At 58.0% G+C, this 17,237-nt stretch carries 13 protein-coding genes and 1 pseudogene; 10 read left to right on the forward strand and 4 right to left on the reverse strand.

The features are described from left to right. The 6 genes and pseudogenes from SGJ19_17510 to SGJ19_17535 form a co-directional block, all read left to right on the forward strand. Positions 1-956: protocadherin (locus SGJ19_17510; protein MDZ4782049.1), on the forward strand; the 956-nt coding region annotated here is incomplete at its 5' end. A 360-nt stretch (positions 957-1,316) separates the two neighbouring features. Next, positions 1,317-1,476, forward strand: a pseudogene (locus tag SGJ19_17515) (hypothetical protein). Next, a complete protein-coding gene (locus SGJ19_17520; GenBank protein ID MDZ4782050.1) occupies positions 1,450-1,812 on the forward strand; it encodes a hypothetical protein in 363 nt (120 codons plus the stop codon). Before SGJ19_17515 ends, SGJ19_17520 begins: the two are co-directional and overlap by 27 nt. 58 nt (positions 1,813-1,870) lie before the next feature. Next, on the forward strand, positions 1,871-2,617 hold the full coding sequence (locus SGJ19_17525) for an LOG family protein (GenBank protein MDZ4782051.1): 747 nt from the start codon (positions 1,871-1,873) through the stop codon (positions 2,615-2,617). A 47-nt stretch (positions 2,618-2,664) separates the two neighbouring features. After that, complete coding sequence (ppk2, locus tag SGJ19_17530; GenBank protein ID MDZ4782052.1) at positions 2,665-3,486, forward strand: polyphosphate kinase 2; 822 nt, start codon at positions 2,665-2,667, stop codon at positions 3,484-3,486. Positions 3,487-3,778: 292 nt separating this feature from the next. Beyond that, positions 3,779-4,873: an integrase core domain-containing protein gene (locus SGJ19_17535; GenBank protein ID MDZ4782053.1), complete on the forward strand. Its 1,095-nt coding sequence runs from the start codon at positions 3,779-3,781 to the stop codon at positions 4,871-4,873. 584 nt (positions 4,874-5,457) lie between these two features. On the opposite strand, the gene SGJ19_17540 is transcribed toward SGJ19_17535, so the two are convergent. The 3 genes from SGJ19_17540 to SGJ19_17550 all read right to left on the reverse strand — a co-directional run bounded on the left by SGJ19_17540 (position 5,458) and on the right by SGJ19_17550 (position 10,061). Next, on the reverse strand, positions 5,458-8,622 hold the full coding sequence (locus SGJ19_17540; GenBank protein MDZ4782054.1) for a trypsin-like serine protease: 3,165 nt from the start codon (positions 8,620-8,622) through the stop codon (positions 5,458-5,460). 337 nt (positions 8,623-8,959) lie between these two features. Beyond that, positions 8,960-9,133, reverse strand: coding sequence for a hypothetical protein (locus SGJ19_17545; protein MDZ4782055.1), 174 nt, complete (start codon positions 9,131-9,133; stop codon positions 8,960-8,962). Positions 9,134-9,371: 238 nt separating this feature from the next. Beyond that, a complete protein-coding gene (locus SGJ19_17550) occupies positions 9,372-10,061 on the reverse strand; it encodes an AAA family ATPase (protein MDZ4782056.1) in 690 nt (229 codons plus the stop codon). Between the two features lie 543 nt (positions 10,062-10,604). Between SGJ19_17550 and SGJ19_17555 the strand changes: the two genes are divergently transcribed. Both SGJ19_17555 and SGJ19_17560 read left to right on the forward strand, forming a co-directional pair. Beyond that, complete coding sequence (locus SGJ19_17555) at positions 10,605-12,080, forward strand: replication initiator protein A (GenBank protein MDZ4782057.1); 1,476 nt, start codon at positions 10,605-10,607, stop codon at positions 12,078-12,080. Between the two features lie 1,584 nt (positions 12,081-13,664). After that, complete coding sequence (locus tag SGJ19_17560; protein MDZ4782058.1) at positions 13,665-14,360, forward strand: hypothetical protein; 696 nt, start codon at positions 13,665-13,667, stop codon at positions 14,358-14,360. 32 nt (positions 14,361-14,392) lie between these two features. Here SGJ19_17560 and SGJ19_17565 read toward each other — a convergent pair whose 3' ends face one another. Continuing rightward, entirely contained in the window at positions 14,393-14,710 is a 318-nt protein-coding gene (locus tag SGJ19_17565; GenBank protein ID MDZ4782059.1) for a hypothetical protein, read from the reverse strand. A 110-nt stretch (positions 14,711-14,820) separates the two neighbouring features. On the opposite strand from SGJ19_17565, the gene SGJ19_17570 reads away from it, so the two are divergent. Then, positions 14,821-15,831: a DUF3644 domain-containing protein gene (locus SGJ19_17570; protein MDZ4782060.1), complete on the forward strand. Its 1,011-nt coding sequence runs from the start codon at positions 14,821-14,823 to the stop codon at positions 15,829-15,831. Positions 15,832-15,890: 59 nt separating this feature from the next. Further along, positions 15,891-17,237: IS21 family transposase (gene istA / locus SGJ19_17575; protein MDZ4782061.1), on the forward strand; the 1,347-nt coding region annotated here is incomplete at its 3' end.

Raw genomic sequence — 17,237 nt, forward strand, 5'->3', positions numbered from 1 at the left:
CTGGCGGGGCGGGCGCGGGGACTCGACCAGGCGCTGGCGGAGTCGGGACGCGACCTGGCGCCGGTGCAGGTGGAACTGGGACACGACCTGGCGCCGGGGGAACAGGCGTGCGGCCCGGCGCAGGTGCCGGATCGGCTGGAACCGGCGTCGCGGGCGCCGGTCGACCGGGGACGGCTGGCGGCGGAGTTGGTGGCCCGAACAGCGGCATTGGCGTCCGCCCCGGAGCTGGCGCCGGAGCAGCCGGCGCAGGGGGTTACGGCACGCGGTATACCTCGAACAACGCGCTCGCCGCACGCCACAGCGCGGTCAACGCGAACGCCTTTGGCTACCGCTCGTACAACGCGAACTTTTACGGCGGTTACGCGAACGCCTGGCATCCCGCTAACTTTGCGGCGGCCTCGTACTATGCAAACCCCGGTTACGGCGCATTGGCGGCGACTTTGGGCATTGCCGCCGTGGCCAATCCGTACGATTACGGCAGCAACGTCGTGACGCAAACCAATACCGTGTACGTCAACGGCGACGCGACCGCCACGCCGGAACAATACTCCGATCAAGCAAGTCAAATCGCGACCGCTGGGCAAGAAGCCGCTCCCGCGGACGACACCAAGTGGATGCCGTTGGGCGTATTCGCGATCTGCGAAGGATCGGCGACGACCTCGGACGACATCTTTCAACTGGCAGTCAATCCCGACGGCGTGATTCGCGGCAATTACAATAACCAGCGCAACGACGACGTGGAAACCATCACCGGCTCGGTGGATAAATCCACGCAACGCGCCGCCTGGACCATTGGGTCCGACCAAACGCCCGTCTATGAAGCCGGGCTGGTGAACCTGACCAAGGACGCCACGCCGATCATGGTCCACAACGGCGACGGCACGTCCAATCAGGTCACGCTTGTTCGCTTGCAGGAACCAGCGGATCAGGGGAGTGCAAGCGGCGCGACGCCATAGTCGCGAACATATGCGGTCAGAATTGAACGTTTGGGGAGGATCTAAGCACCACGCGCGTACGTGGTCCGTGCAGTTGGACAGTTGGTCGTCGCACACCTTTTCGCGGCACACGCTCGCCATGTCGTGGCGGCCGTGACCCATGATGTGTTCGACAACGGCTGGCGGGACTGCCCCCGTGATGGCGATCGTCGTTCTGCTATGCGCCGCAGATGTCGTCTCCGCCCGGGGCGGGCGTGGAGGAAAAAGCGGTGGACGCGGGCGAGGCGGAATGTCCCGCGGTGGGAGCAGAGGTAAGTCCCGCTCCACATCGATGAGTCGCGCAACTGCCCCGCGCCCCAGTGCTTCCCGATCCACGGCGGCATGAAGCTTGTTCGCCCCGTACTGATCCATCACCGAGTGCTGGAAGTGTTGGCTTCACTCGTCCTCGGAGCGCCGCTGCACCAAGCACACCATTTCATTCGCCGCTCTGGCTTTCACTGGCTGTCGTACGAATATGTTGCGTCGGTTCTACCGAGGTACGACGCGACCGCCCCCGGGGGCCGCACCGTCGTGGCTCACCTGGGAAACGGCGTCAGCAAGTGCGCAATGCTTGGCGGCCAACGAGCTGATTGTATATCGGATCGACTGCGCGCTCGGTTCCTCGGCGGCGGCGCTCGGTCGTCTGGACGCCATCGTGTTCACCAGGGGTATCGGAGAGCACGCCGCCGTCATCCGCGAACAAGTCTGTCGTCAAGCGTCGTGGCTCGGTGTACAACTTGATGACGACGCGAATCAGCACGACGGGCCGCGAATCAGCCAGTCGGAGGGTCGAGTATCCGCTTGGGTCATTCCGATCAACGAGCAGCGCCAATGGTAGCGCGTCACGTGCGATCCGCGTTGGCGGACCTCCAATTCAGCGAAGGATAGACATTCGAATGGCAGAACAGCGAGCATCTAAGGGCGCGGAAACCATTAGCCTGGCGGATGAAGACGGGGTGAAGCAGGTCTTGGTGGAGACGGTGTTCAACCTCTGGGACATCGTCAACAATCTGACGCGCCTGCGTCCGTCGAAAGCAGAGCGCTATCGCGTGACGATCTTCGGTTCCGCGCGTGCCGAGCCGGGCAGCTTCGTTTACAATGAGTGCCAGCGCGTTGCGGCCGCCATCGCGGAAATGGGGTGCGACATCATCACTGGCGGCGGCCCCGGCTTAATGCAAGCCGCCAACGAAGGCGCGGCATCGGTGCAAGCCGCCGAGCGGAGCCAATCGGTGGGAATTCGGATCGAGTTGCCCTTCGAGCAGGATGTCAATCCGTTTGTCCAACAGTCCTTTGAGCACAAGACGTTCTTCACCCGTCTGCATCAGTTCGTCTTGATGTCCGACGCCTTCGTGGTCGTCCCGGGCGGCATCGGGACGGTGCTTGAGGCGATGATGGTGTGGCAATTGTTGCAGGTAAGGCATACCGAGGAGACGCCGTTGATTTTCGTCGGCAAGATGTGGAGCGAGTTGGTCGCCTGGGCGGAACACAACATGCTCCGCGACGAGCTACGGCTGGCGAGCCCACATGACTTGCGAATTCCACATTGTGTTGACACGGCCGATGAGGCCGTCGTGTTGATCCGCGAATTCCATAAAAAATGGCTGCAAACGCGCGAAGTCGGTGACAAAAGTTCCGCCAAGTAAATCGCTCAACCTGCATTGACCACTCGACTACATAGATCGGAGCTGCCATGGGCCGTCGTGATTCCGAACATCCTGACCCGAGTTCCGTGGCGCCTGAGGAGCTCACGCGCAAAGGATATGAAAAGAAACTCAAGAAACTGCATGTCGAGTTGGTGAAGTTGCAGGAGTGGGTCAAGCACGCCGGATTGAAAGTGTGCATCGTTTTCGAAGGACGGGACGGCGCTGGGAAAGGCGGCGCCATCAAGGCGATCACCGAACGCGTCAGCCCGCGCGTCTTTCGCGTGGTCGCGCTGCCTGCGCCGACGGATCGCGAAAAGTCGCAGATGTACGTGCAAAGGTATATGCAGCACTTTCCGGCGGCCGGCGAAGTGGTGATCTTCGATCGCAGTTGGTACAACCGCGCGGGCGTCGAGCGGGTGATGGACTTTTGCACCGAGGAACAAACAAGGCGGTTCTTGCAAGTGGCGCCGATGGTCGAGAAATCGATGGTCGAGTCCGGCATCGTCCTGATCAAGTACTGGCTGGAAGTCAGTGAGGAAGAACAAACCGGTCGCCTGGAAGCCCGCATCACGGACGGACGCAAGATTTGGAAACTCTCGCCGATGGACCTGCTGTCGTACAGTCGCTGGTACGATTACTCGCGGGCTCGCGATGCCATGTTTGCGGCGACCGATACGCCGTGGGCGCCGTGGTACGTGGTGCGCTCAGACGACAAAAAACGCGCGCGGCTGAATACGATCACGCATTTGCTCCAGCAGATCCCGTATGAGGAGGCGCCGCGCGACGAGATCAAGCTCCCGAAACGCCAAAAGGCCGGCGACTACGCGGACCCAGGTTATCCGTTCAAATACGTTCCAGAAAATTACTAGGCCGGAACCCAGAGGGTTCGAACCTCTAACCTTCGGTTCCGTAGGCGGCAGGCCGGTTTTTGTAACGGCTTTACGGGGTTGGTAGTTACGGAAATCCGTAACGATCGCGGTGCTCTCAGTGGTGCTCGCGAGGTTGCCACCTAGGCGGCAAGTCTGCCGCCTTTTGCCACGTTCGATTCGGCAACGGGGAATAGAACGCGCGCTGACCACGTGATAGAACGTGGCGATCCCGCGCATGCGCGTTCCTAGCGGGGCGTCAAAACTATGTCATCTCGATTCTACACAACGAGTTATGGATTCTACCGTCGCGCAACGATTCTTTCAGCCCTTGCTGCTGCTCCTGGCCCAAGCCACGGACAAACAGTTGGCCAGCTACCTCCAATACTTGAAGACCGAGAACCGAATTCTGCGGAGCCGATTGCCCAAGCGGATTACGGTGACGCCAGCCGAGCGCAAGGGATTACTGAAGGTCGGCAAGCCGCTCGGACGGGCCATCAAGGACCTGATCACGATCGTCTCGCCGCGCACGTTTGCGCGCTGGGTGAGTCAGGAGAAGAAAAACCCAGGCAGGCCGGCCGCGGCTGCCGGTAAGGGCGGTCGGCCTCGAAAGCCGGATGAAGTCCGGGCGCTGATCCTCAAATTGGCCAGTGAAGGCGCTGGCTCGGGCGCGTCGCGGATTCACGGCATCCTGACGAACCTCGGCGTGTGCATCTCCGACGCCACGGTGCGGCGCATCTTGCAGCAGAATGGGATCGACCCGGGACCGAAGCGCGCCGATTCGACCTGGAAGGAGTTTCTCAAGCGCCACCGGGACACACTCTGGGCATGTGACTTTTTCACCAAGAACGTGATCACAAAAGGCGGCATCGTCACGTTTTACGTGCTGTTCTTCATTCACCTGAAATCGCGGCGCGTGCATGTGGCCGGCATGACGCCCGCGCCGAATGGCGACTGGATGGCGCAGCAGGCGCGCAACCTGTCGATGTATTTTGCCGAAACGGGGGAGTTCAAGCCCACGCACATCATCCGCGATCGGGACTCGAAGTTCACCGAACAGTTTTGCGCGATCCTGGAAAACGACGGCATCGAGTTTAAGCCGATCCCGCCCCGCTCGCCCAACCTGAATCCGTTTGCAGAGCGCTGGATTCAGAGCGTGAAGCGCGAGTGCCTGGACCACTTCATTGTGTTCGGCGAAGCGCACTTGCGGTACCTAGTCGAATCGTATCTCGACTGGTATCACCGGTTCCGGCCGCACCAGGGATTGAAAAATCTGCGGATCGGCGTCGACAAGCCGCCCGATCCGGTTGAATCGCTTGGGCCGGACGAGGTTGTTTGCCAGGAACGGCTTGGCGGATTGCTCAAGCACTACGAGCGCAAGGTGGCGTAGCTCGCTGATTCTCGGTTGTGCTTTGCGCTCTCGGTGCGCGCCAGCTTCGTGATCGGCGGCGCTTCAAGTTGGAGTCGCCCAAAAGCGATGACAACCGCTCGCGCGTACAAGCCAGGCCAAGCTGTTGCCGCTACTCGCTTTTCGGTGGGACATCATTTTGACGCCCGACGAGTCCAGAGTTTACAGGATTTCGCAGCGTTTACCAGCAATTCCGTGCCAGATACCGTGCCAATTGGTCAATGCCGTGGGGTGAAACCGCACTGCAAGAAGCGGTGGAATCGAACCCGCATCTAATTTGCCGCAATGAGATGGAGTATAGGGTTTTGCAAAGCGTCGATTCTGGCCGGTCAGCACAAGTATCGCAGTCTGCTTGCCCAGATAGGCACAACTCGGATTCGAGTGACGCAGCTCTAGCTGAAGTCATCGAATCGTGGGGCTCCATTCCTCCGCTCGCGAAGCAGGCAATTCTTACGATTGCACGGTCGGCTCCCGGCGGAACAGTTTTGGGATATTAGGTCATCGCCCCATCTTGCAATTCCGAGATTGAAGGCGTGCTCCCGATGGGTAAATCGGATTTGCATTGATTAATTGCGAGCGGTCCGGCGATTCGTCCAATGCTGTGGTGGCAGTTCAAAATTCCACTGCTGATGTTTGTTCATCGCTTCTGCCTCACCGGACAACGCAAACAATAAATCGGCCGCCAGCATCCGTTGCGACGCCGCAGGCAATGACCGTGAAATAGTATCAATCGCCCTCGAAAACCCAATCATGGCATGAACGGTGGACGCCAATGCTGCACCAGCAGACATTCCGAAGTTGTTTCGTACGGCGTTCAGGTCGTTCAGGTTGACAACGCCGTCAAGTGGATAGGTGTCTCCAATGGTTGAACCAACTCCACCATTCGCTCCGAAGTTGTTCCGGACCAAATTCAAATCCCTGAGGTCGACAACCCGATTGCCGTCGATGTCGCCCGGAATCGCAATAATGGAATTCCGGTACCGTTGTGCATAGATTCCCGGGTCGTTGGCTGCTTGCTGGTCGTAACTGGTCCAGGTGACGAGGAAGTCACCGTGGGCGTCCATCGCGACCGAGGGCTGGGTTTGAGTGCCCGGCATGAAGGTATTAACTTGAAACTCTCCCGTGGGAGTTCCGCTGCGGTCGAACCGCTGCGCGAAGATGCCCTCCCGGTCTCCGTCTTGCCCGTTGTTGCTGAGCCACGCGATTACGAAGTCCCCGTCAGCGTCCATCGCAATCTGGGGGAGCCCTTGATTGTTCCGTGTGGTCCGGTTCACACGAAATGCAGCTCCCAAGCGGTTTCGCTCGGCACCGAAGCGTTGGGCAAAGACTCCCGCAGAATCGCCATCCGGTCCCGCCCAGGCGGCAACAAAATTGCCGGTATCGTCCATCGCCACCGACGGGTAGATACCATAGTCGTCCGGGGAAGAGTTAAGGCGGAACTGGTCCGCCTTCGGTTCACCGGCGGCATCGTAGAGTTGTCCGAACACTCCCCACTTCTGCAGGTTGGGGTCGTAACTGGCCCAGGCCACAACAAAATCGCCCACGGGGCTCATGGCAATCGCCGGCGTCAATTGGGAGCCAAGCGTCGTGGTATTCACACGAAACTCGTCGCCCAAGGGCATGCCGTTCGCCGCGAACCGACGGGCATAAATCCCGCTGCCGCTGCCGTCCTGATCTTCACTCGTCCAGGTCACGACAAACGCACCCTCGGCATCCACCGCCACAGCGGACAAGGTCTGGGCTTTCTCGGTCGTTTGATTCACCAAGAACGCATCACCGCGAGGTTCGCCATCGGCAGCATAAAGCCGAGCGTAGACTCCCCAACTGCTCCCGTCCTGTCCGAAACTAATCCAGGTCACCACAAAGTCGCCGGATGCGTTCATCGCCACATCCTGCGGCAACTGAGCGGCGGAGGTGTATGAATTGACCTGAAACTCTGCTCCCTGGGAAACACCCGAAGCATCGAACCGACGCCCAAAAACTCCTTCGCCGCTGCCGTCTTGGCCCGTGCTCGACCAAATCACCACCGCGTCGCCGTCTGGGTCCATCGCCGCATGCGACTGCCACTGATAACTAGAGCGAGGCTCCGATGCTGGGAATTCGGCTGCCAAGCTAACCGGAACGCGAATCGCAAATGAGCGTACAAAGTCGCCGCCCATGACACCGTCCTGGTCGCCATCTAACAAATTGCCGCCCAGGTCGCGGACGCTGTCCATCAGCCGCAACGAATAAACTCCGTCGCTGAGCATTGGACTGATCTGCAACACCACTTCGTAGCGTCGCGTTGCTGGGTCCGACTCAAACCCTAGTTCGACGATGTGATCGGTAATGTCGACGCCATTTCGGAGGAGTTGCCAGTTGCCTCTATTGAGTACGTTCCTTTCCGCACCGTTCGCATCAGTTGTCACAAGCTGTTCGGAAATGACTACGCGAAGTTCGTTGATTGTGCGGGCCAATAAGTCGGACTCGGCAATTCCATGGGCGTCCGGAATGTCGACACTTGCGATATGTGGCGGTCGGTCGATGACAATGGCGTGGCCGACCGTATCAATTGTCGCTCCGGTGCTTTGCTGAGCTACGTGAAGCGTGACTGAATAGACTCCACCGGCAATGAATTCATGGGACGCGAGCACCCGAAAGATCCCCAGCCCGTCATCCAGTATTGTTGCGGTCGAGTTCTGCCCATCTCCCCAATCGACCGAAACTGAGAAATCTGCCGCAGTCGACGGATTTGCACGGTTATCTTGGAATCCGCCGACTGCCACTGAAAGCAGTGTTTGGGAATCGACGAGTAGCTGTGAGCTTGTTGCGGTCAGTCCGGTGAACGGCTCTCCGTTTGGTCCGGCGATTGTGCGGTCGTCAGTTGGATGAGTTCCCGCGACCGAGTCAATCCACGAGGCCTTCGCATAAGTGCTGGTCATCAGGTCGTCGTCAATCCCTAAGATGCAGCTCCGCACCTGGGCGGCACTAAATACCGCCAAAACCTCCCAAATCGTCCGCGGACCTGCCAGGCCCTCTACTACGCGGCGAATGAGTGCGGGACCGCCCGAATCACCGTTCACTAGAAAGCTTCCGTCATTGCGTTCTAGTTCATAAACTGCGGCACTCAATCCAAAATCATCGGAGATGCGATTCTTTCCCCAGCGTTTAACTCCGAACTCGGAGACTGGTACATCAGGGTCCTCACAAGGATTATTGTGTGTGCCGCCAAAGCCAACCATCTCGAAGCTCTGCCCCAACGGCACACGCGTGCGAAACAATCCCAATGAAGCGACGCCGGTGGCTGGCTCGGACAAATGAACGAGTGCAATGTCCCTGACAGACGTCTCTGTCGCTTGCCCAGGCGTGTAGCCGGGGTAAATCACGATCCCGTCTTCAGGAATCAGAATTCCGTCTCCACCGCTTCGAATGCCGCCGTCGCCGCTGTGGTATCCTGCACCACCCGGATAGAAAGTGGCAGGTTCTCCTAGTCGCCTGAAGCAATGAGCGGCAGTCAAGACCCATTGTGGAGCTGAGGCATCCGAATTCAGCAATGTGCCGGTACAATGCGCCCCATCATTTGTCACAAGCGCCCCTACGGCGGCCAATGGGTTCAAGAGCGATGGAGTTTGTTCGAGTTCACCAAGGTGATTGCCGATCAGCAGTCGTCGCGATTCAAGCAGCTCAATGTGACCAATTCTTGCCTTCGCAGAAGGAGCACAGCGACGGAGTAACGTTTTTGCCACCTTCATGGTGCTCACAGTTCGTCGCTTTGGATCTGCACGGAAAGTCGCGATTCAGCTGACAATAACTTCGCGGTATTGGTGTGTCAATCTAGAAGTCGAGTCTTCAACCGCGTCGGTCCAAAATACTGGGCAGCGGATGATACCTCGAAGCGATCGACTTCGTCGATTCGATTTAGCATTCCGGCGTACCGTCGTCGGCCCGTCCGCTCTTTTTCTGTCCTCTCGTCGGGCAGACGAACCTTGCCCACCGGCTCCGCATCGGCCGCCACTCGTAGGGGCCGAGTGAGGAATGCAAAGGCGTTCAGCGAGGTTCGCATGCTACGCGGCACGGAATGGCACGGAATCAAATCTCCTCCGACCGCTCACGCAAAAAGCCATTTCTTTTAAGCCAATCCTGAACGGCGAATTCGACAATCTCCTGCTGCGTGTCCGGCGTCGCGTGATTGAGCTTCTGTTCAAGATAAGCTCGCCGCAATGCCTGAACGGTGCCGTATTGAAGCTTTGTCGTAATCGGCACCTTCCACGATTCGGGGACTTCGACCCTCGCTCGCGGTGACGATGAAGTCCGTGTTCTGGTCCGTCGCGGCGAAGAGCGGCGTTCTTGGTCGACTGCCTCGGACGGTTCGCCTGGTGACGAAGCGAGTTCGACCTTGATGCTCGATGTCTTTGTCGGATTAGCCGGTTTCGCGTTGCCTTGAATGAATCCTCGGGCTTCTGCCGGGAGTGTTGCCAACGCCTCCCCTATCGAACGTCGTTCAGTCATTTGCAGCCTCCTTTGCAATGAAGAATTGAGGCGTTTCGTGAGCGGCTGCGACTGGCGTCCCCGCCAATAGCTCGCGAAATAGCTGGTCGATTTCGGTCGTTTCGGCGAGCACTCTTTTGCCCATGCGACTAACAACAGTGCCCTGTAGTGCAGCATCTCGGTACGCGTTGCGGTCGTGAATAACGGCGTCGGCGACAACTAGACCAAGTGATGGAGCTACATCACGAAGCTCCCGGCTAATCTTCTCTCGCTTCTTGATGCGGTTGAGGACAAGCCGGCCCTCGGGTCGTCCGCCATTGATTTGTTGAGCGTATCGCAAAATAGTCGTGGCATCTTTGACGGACCAAAGGTCGAGAATCGAGGGCGTAATGGGTAGAACGGCCAGACCGGCAAGAATGAGCAAAGTCCGACTTACGTCGTCGAGTCCCCCTGGACAGTCCCCCACCACAAAATCATGGCTCTGAATCAATTCTTGGGCGTCTGAGAGGCATTCCTCGGGCGTGCTCACCTTCCGAATCTCAATTTGCGGCTCCGCAAGGGCGGTCCACCGAGATGACAAACCCTGTTTGTCGGCGTCAATGAGTGCGACCTTCGCACCTTGGTCAAAGCACCACACGGCCAAGTGAACGGCGAGCGTCGATTTCCCGACTCCGCCTTTGGTATTTGCAAGAGCAATCAGCATGTTTCGGACCGTAGCCCGAAAGTTGCCTGCCTGACAAGTAGGTTTTTTTGCTGAGTTGATGGCTGACCTGACGAGTGGGCAACTGACGAGTCCGGAAGTCAACCAGCAAGTCGGCAAGGTTGCTGGAAAGCCTGCCGCTCAGCCGAACATTCAACTGCCTGACCCGAAGAAAGTTGATTGCGAAACTCGCTTGTCCCGTTGTACGTTCGTCTTGCTTCAAGTGCCTTGAAGTGTCAGCAACCGAAGGGCAGCGGTGAACCTGTTGCCTTTCGGTTGCGAATACGTGCGAGTTGCCCAAGGACATCGGTGCGACGCATCCAAGGCACGCAGAGGTGCGAGCTGCCCAAGCGTAGGTGCGAGGTAGCCAGTGGCATCGGTGCGACCGGCCCAAAAGACAGGTGCGAGCTGCCCGAGCATTAGGTGCGGCCTACCCAAAACAGCATGGGTAAATGGCCGCAGACGCTTGGGATTTGAGGCCTAAACAATTGAGACGATTTAGACCATTCAACAACAGCGGTTGTTGTTGATTCAGTAAGGAATGGAATGGAAGCGGAGAGAACACGACGCAGTACGCCGGAAAAGACCAAGGCATTGAGATTTGGCAAGGACGAAATGAACCTGTTGGAGTATTCGTTCTCGTCGGTCGGTACGAAAGTCGACTACGCGACGAAGAGCGTGTTATTCACGAAGGCAGAATGGGACCCGATGACAGCGGCCCCAATCGAGCGACGACTCAAGATTACGTTCTCCGGCGAATATGGCCGTCCGACCATCGAAGACGATGAACTCTACCTTGGGCTGCTGTTACTAACGAAAATAGCCGGATGCCGTTCGCCGCTGGTTTCCTTCACGCAATACGAACTCATTGAAGCCGGTCGTCTCACCAAGCGAGGCGATTTGTATCGTCGAATTGATATGGCCTTTAACCGGCTCAAGGGTGTGCAATTTGATTTCAAGCGAGCGTTTTTCGACAATGCCGCGAAGTGCTGGGTGGACCGCACATTTGGACTCATCGACGACGTGAAACTCTACAATCGCAACGAATACGACCACGCCAGGCGAGCCAATGGAGGGTCGCGTCCTCGTGGCTGGTTCAAATGGGGCGACGCCGTCTTCGACAGTTTCGTGGCAGGATTTGTCAAAACGCTCGACCTCGACATTTACCACAATCTGCGGGGCAACATTGCAAAAAAGATGTTCCGCTGGTTTGACAAGGAGTGGCATCACAAACAAAGGATTCGGGTCGACCTTCATCGGTTTGCGGAAGAGAAACTGGGAGCCAAACGAGGGCAACCCCGTTCGGAGCTTCTGCGGCTATTGCAACCGGGCTTTGCAGAGTTGAATTCCCGCGGCCTCATCGGTGCGGTCAAGGTGACGGAGCTTCCGAAAGGAAAAGCGGAAGTCGTCGTCGTGCGGCCCAGCAACTCGGTCGGTTTTGAGGCAACCCGCGATTTGAGCGATGACCAGCGAAGGCTTGTCGAAGCGCTTTCCGCCCGCGGTGTCAAGCGAAACGGAAAAACGGGCCCCGCCGAGCTTGTGCGAACCTGCGACCCGCAACGCATCAACCGAGTGCTGGAACACTTCGACTATCTAAAATCTATCGCGGCGACAAAATCTCCCGGGTGGATTGTGTCCGCCTGCATGTCGGAGCAAGAATTCACGGCACCCCGTGGCTTTACGACAAGCGAGGAGAAATCGCGTCACGCCCAGGCAAGGCAACAAGCCGTGACAAGTCAGATGCAAGTCGAAGCCAAGCGGTTGGCTGAGATAGCGACGGAACGCGAGCAATCCGCATCGAAGCAGCAGTTCGTTGAGGCGTACCTGGAATCATTGCCGGCGGCGGAGCGACTAATTCTCGAAAGCCGGGCCGTCGCAGAAGCCCCGTCTCAATTGCAGAAGACCTACTTTGCCGCGAAGCGACTTGGCGACGGCACTTTCTTTCAAAAATGCCGGTACGAACTGTTGTTCACCTTCCTCAATGCAGCAAGCACGACAGTCAACGAAGAGCGGAAGAAGTAAGTCGCTGACGATGCACTTCACAAGCAGGTCACGCGGTGAGCAAGCTCCCCGACGCCTGAAAGCGGTGCGGCGTCTGCGTGTGAAGTCGCTTTCGGAAACGAAAGTTGATTGCAGGCGAGAAATCGTTCTATAGTCGTGCCCAGAATGGGCCGTCGGATGGCCCTTTGATTGTCAGTGTTCGTGTAACGCTTTGACGTGCCTTTCAAGAGCGAACGCACCCGGTAAAACTGGTCACCAACCAGTCTAAGGGAGCGGTTCAACCAACCGCTATGCGTTCGTGCTGTAGAGCATGGTACATCGAGAGGTGTTCGCCATGCTCGACGGAGGCTTCTCAGTGCAATCCGGCTGGCTTTGTTGGCCAGACGAGTAATCCTGAGTCTCTATCCGATAGGCGGCCCCCACAGGCCGCAATAGATGTGGGCGATGCAGACAGACTTTGGTTCTCTGAACTAAAGCCGTCATGATTCAAAGTCGGTGCGTGAAGTTCGCTTCACAAATCCACCTGCGGGGTTCGGACCTTCCTTGATAGGAAGGTTCGTTCAACGCACGCCGGCGTCGGGAGCCACTATCGCAGCGATGCGAGGTGCCGGACCGTGACAGGTTCGGGGAGGCTGGTAAATCCAGCCCCGTGAATAGCTCAACGATGAAAGGCCCGTAAGGGCTTGCCGGTCAGCTTCTTGGGAGTCGATGCCGAGAATGCGACGCAGCGGTCGATAGGCCAAGCGTCGCGGCGAGTAAGCCTCTGACTCATGGGTAAGGGGGAGTTTCTACGTTTTGCCCCCTGAAATCGTTGTCCCTCCGGGACGACGGAAACTATGCCGGCCTGGCGGCCGGCCATAGAGTCAGTAGGCCTGAAGGCTAACCCCTTCTGTAGCCACGAGACCCAAGCGGTGAAGAGCATGACTAATGCAGGAGCCGCTACGGATACCGGGTTGGTCCCCGGTGCCTGGCCAGTCAGCCAGGTGCTTCAAACTCCGTAGCGGGGGAGTGTTTCCTGATTAGAAAGTCGGGCGAGTTGTACGCGGGAGCGTGCGATAAGCCCGAGCGGTGTGCATGGCAAGGCAGTCATGACCCGTTCGCGTGTTCCAGGTGGTGCTGAACACAAATGCGACGACGAAAGGGAAGACAGCAATTGTTCTCTTGAAATGGAGGTTCGCGGCGTCGCTCCGTAAGGACGGGCGCCGCGTGCCGTTTCCGTGGTTGGAAGCTTGGCGGTCAAACGAGACTTGTCCGGGAGGACTGTTCTCCTTTGGCAGCGAATTGACGGTGAACACTCGACGTGTCTATTGGATGCGGCGATTGTCACCGAGTGGTTTTGTTACGGTACGCCTATGGAATTGGCGGCAGCGAACTAGAAATGTAGTCCGCTGCCGCCACGGTGTCCGTCAGGTTTGCAAGGAAAGGGCATTTGGTTTTTTGCCTGGCGTTTTGCAAAGCCTGAACTGAAGGAGGCCGGCAGCAGATTTCGCTCGTCTGCCGGACGAAACCAGCCAGCTTTTGCCGAAGGATTTTTAATGGGGCAAGTTCGCTTGCCCCTTCTTTGAAAGTCGCTCCGCCGGGGGCGATTTTCCAAGGAGGTGACCGATGAACTATCGCTCGGAAGCAATGTCGCTGGAAGGATTCGTCCAGCAGTTGGCGTCTAATATTTTGCCGCATGGGTACTGGTTTTATGTGACCGGGCGTGTGCCGCTAGGCAAGAACCCGCAAGCCATCGACGAAAAGCTGACGACAAAATATGGAATTACTATCTCGCGGCAGCAGCGAGCTCGCCGGAAGCTTGCGGGGCTCGCGAACCTTCATTATCTGCGGATAGGTTCCCTTTGGGTGCTGCTCGCGACTCGCGGCGAGCATCGGTTTTTCGCTGAGGAAGCGGAGGCGATTCGCGATGTACGCAAAGTGCCACTGCAAGTAGGAGGTTACTCATTGACCGTTCGTCAGGGCGGATTTTTGAAACGACTTCCCGGAGAGCCGAAACAAACTCCCGACTCGAAGCGTCGTGTCCGGGTACAAATCGCCCGTGAAAAGTATCGGGATTTGAAGAGCTATTTCTTGGAACTCTCAACCCGAAGGGCCGTCGAGGAAATGGCTCGCGAGTTTTTTGGCGTTCCCTTTGAGCCGTATGCTCCGATTCGGAGGCAGCTCTTGAATATTCTTCGGCTCGTGAATGCGAAGCGGCAGGAAGCGGGACTTGCGAAGGTCCCGCCTACCGTGCTTCGCTATCGCCGGCGAATCGTGAAACCGTTTGAGCAACAAACAGACAGGCAAGCCGACGCTGCGTGAAAATCCGTCCAGACTGTCCGGCCTGCATCCTACTACGCGGCAATAGCACCAGTGTTCTGAGCTTGTTCAGTTGCCTCCAGCCGACGGATTTCTTCTGTGGCTCGCTCAATGACGGTGTGCAGTTCCGCGTCATGGCGTCCAAAGAAGTTTTGCGAACAGCCAGTCTTGCCGCTCGACATGGACTTCCACGAGCGTGAAAGTGAAAAGTCGTAGTACGCGTATCCTGACGGAGACTGTCGTCGCCAGATTGACGCGGCCACGGCCCCTTCGCGGATGGTCATCACCGGGTCGGTCGCCTTGACCTCTCCATCGGCCTTTTTCTTTTTCGATTCAATTCGTTCTTCAGTCATGGTTTATCCTCCAATCAAACAAGGTTTTGAAGGATAATGCCACAATGTGGACGGTTACTCAAATCCGGCCCACCACACCGCCGCAATTGTAAGGGGGAGCGGGCTCGCCCATGAAGGCAATCTACAAGAAACTGCTCGAACAGTCGGAGCACGCGGCTCTCGCCGCTATTGAAGTTTACAATAAACCTGACTTCAAATACCGAGAGGAGTCGTTCGTCATATTGTTGATTAACGCTTGGGAGCTCCTCTTGAAGGCGAAGATTCTTCGCGATTCAGGAAGAATGCAGAGCCTCTACGTTTATCACGGTCCGAAGCAACGACGCATCAGAAAGACTCGGTGCGGAAACCCGATGACCATCGACCTGTTCGGAGCGGCAAAGAAGCTGAATCTCGACCAGACTGCCATTGGAAACCTGGAGATGCTGACAGAGATTCGCGACGCTTGCGTACATTTCCATCCGGGCGATGGACTGAAGGAATTAGTATTTAACCTGGGTGCTGCGGCACTTCGAAACTATGTGACCTTGGTGCAGCAATGGTTTAAGAGGAGTCTGGGCAAGTACGACTTCTTCATCTTGCCTATGGGTTTCTCACATGGCTTCGTCGGCTTCGACGGGACGGCCGTGGCTGGCATTCCGAAGGAATTGGCCCGCATCTTCCAAGCGACCAAGCAAAAGCAGCAAGCGTTGGCCGCGTCTTCGGGCGATTTCTTGTTTGCCTGTGAAATTGACATTCATCTCCGGTCATCGAAGAAATACGCCGGAGATGCGACGGCCATCGTGAAGGTCGACCCGAGTGCGACGACCGGAACAGTGGTCGTGCAAGAAAAACGAAAACTGGACCAGTACCCGTTGTCATATAAGGAGGTTATCGCGAAAGTTCGCGAACGGCTTCCCGAGGTGAAGCAGGGAGCCATTGATGGCGTAATTCGCCGTGAGAAGGTCAAGTCGAATAGTCGGCTGTCCGTTTACAGCTTTCTGAAAAAGGCCGACGAGAACAGATATCTCAACACGGGAGCTGTGAAGCCTGGGACAACGTCTATTTACAACCATGACGCAGTCGAATGTCAGCGGGCACTCGAATACCGCCACTGCGGGCGGAATGAAAAGCAGCCATTTTGAAGCCCTTTTAGTTCGCCCTAGGTCTTGCGCAGGAAATCAACACCTGCGGGAGGCCGATGATGGCGAACGTGCTCAAGATGGCAATGATTCAGTCGATACTGCACTTGCATTCGTTGCGATGGTCGCAGCGGCGGATTGCGCGCGAGCTGGACCTGGATCGCGGCACGGTGGGGCGATACCTGTCGCGCCACCTGCGCCCGTCAAATGCGGCCATTTCGCCCACCGGCTCCGACGCGCCAAATGCAGCCACTTTTTCCGGCCTCCCGGGACCGAGCGGCATCACGACCGATCGCAGGGCCGGCGCCGATTCTACGGTCGGGTCAAATGCAGCCATTCCGCCCACCGGCTCGGAGGCGCTTCCGACCGCGCCCAATACGGCCATTCCGTCCGCCGGCGATGCACTGCCCGGCGACCCGGCTGGGCCGGCGTTTTCGCCTGACAGGTCGTCCGCAGCTGGTCGCAAGAGCGATTGCGAGCCATGGCGAGAAGTCATCCAAGCCAAGCTCGACCAAGGTCTCTCCGCGCAGCGGATCTGGCAGGACCTATCGACCGAGGCGACGTTCCTTGCCGGCTACGACAGCGTGAAACGTTTCGTGCGCCGGTTGACCCACACCCGGCCGTTGCCGTTTCGCAGGCTGGAATGCGCTCCCGGCGATGAAGCGCAGGCCGACTTCGGCAAGGGCGCGCCAGTCATTACCCCGGAGGGGAAGCGCAAGAAGACGCACCTGTTTCGGATCGTGCTCTCGCACTCACGGAAGGCCTATAGCGAGACCACGTATCGCCAGACGACCGACGACTTCTTGCACGTGCTGGAAAACGCCTTCTGGCATTTCGGCGGCGCGCCCCAGGTGCTGGTGATCGACAACTTGAAAGCGGCCGTCAAGCATCCCGACTGGTACGACCCGGAACTGGTCCCCAAGGTGGCCGCCTTCGCGGCCCACTATGGCGTGGCGATCCTGCCCACCAAGCCCCGCATGCCAAGGCATAAAGGCAAGACCGAACGGGGCATCGACTACGGTCAAGAGAACGCACTCAAGGGACACGCCTTCACGAGTTTGGAAGCCCAGAACGATCAGCTGCTGCGCTGGGAGACGAACATCGCCGACCAGCGGATTCACGGCACCACGCGAAAACAGGTCGGCAAGGCCTTTCGCGAAGTCGAGCGACCGGCCTTGCAACCGCTGCCGCGAGAGCGGTTCCCCTCGTTCCACGAGGCCGAAAGAATCGTCAATCGCGACGGCCACATCGAAGTGGCCCGGGCGTATTACTCGGCGCCGCCCGAGTATCTGGGGCTGAAGGTGTGGGCGCGGTGGGATCTGCGCACCGTGCGGGTGTTCAACAGCCGCATGCAGCAGATTGCGATGCACGCCCGGCACGAACAGGGCCGCTTCAGCACGCACTCGGCC

It is taken from the genome of Planctomycetia bacterium (assembly GCA_034440135.1).
Taxonomy (GTDB): Bacteria; Planctomycetota; Planctomycetia; order Pirellulales; family JALHLM01; genus JALHLM01.

Coding starts and splice junctions, on each gene's coding strand:
- SGJ19_17565 (MDZ4782059.1), bottom strand. CDS start 14,710: ATGACTGAAGAACGAATTGAATCGAAAAAGAAAAAGGCCGATGGAGAG.
- SGJ19_17560 (MDZ4782058.1), top strand. CDS start 13,665: ATGAACTATCGCTCGGAAGCAATGTCGCTGGAAGGATTCGTCCAGCAG.
- SGJ19_17570 (MDZ4782060.1), top strand. CDS start 14,821: ATGAAGGCAATCTACAAGAAACTGCTCGAACAGTCGGAGCACGCGGCT.
- SGJ19_17540 (MDZ4782054.1), bottom strand. CDS start 8,622: ATGAAGGTGGCAAAAACGTTACTCCGTCGCTGTGCTCCTTCTGCGAAG.
- SGJ19_17555 (MDZ4782057.1), top strand. CDS start 10,605: ATGGAAGCGGAGAGAACACGACGCAGTACGCCGGAAAAGACCAAGGCA.
- SGJ19_17520 (MDZ4782050.1), top strand. CDS start 1,450: ATGTTGCGTCGGTTCTACCGAGGTACGACGCGACCGCCCCCGGGGGCC.
- ppk2 (MDZ4782052.1), top strand. CDS start 2,665: ATGGGCCGTCGTGATTCCGAACATCCTGACCCGAGTTCCGTGGCGCCT.
- SGJ19_17535 (MDZ4782053.1), top strand. CDS start 3,779: ATGGATTCTACCGTCGCGCAACGATTCTTTCAGCCCTTGCTGCTGCTC.
- SGJ19_17550 (MDZ4782056.1), bottom strand. CDS start 10,061: ATGCTGATTGCTCTTGCAAATACCAAAGGCGGAGTCGGGAAATCGACG.
- SGJ19_17525 (MDZ4782051.1), top strand. CDS start 1,871: ATGGCAGAACAGCGAGCATCTAAGGGCGCGGAAACCATTAGCCTGGCG.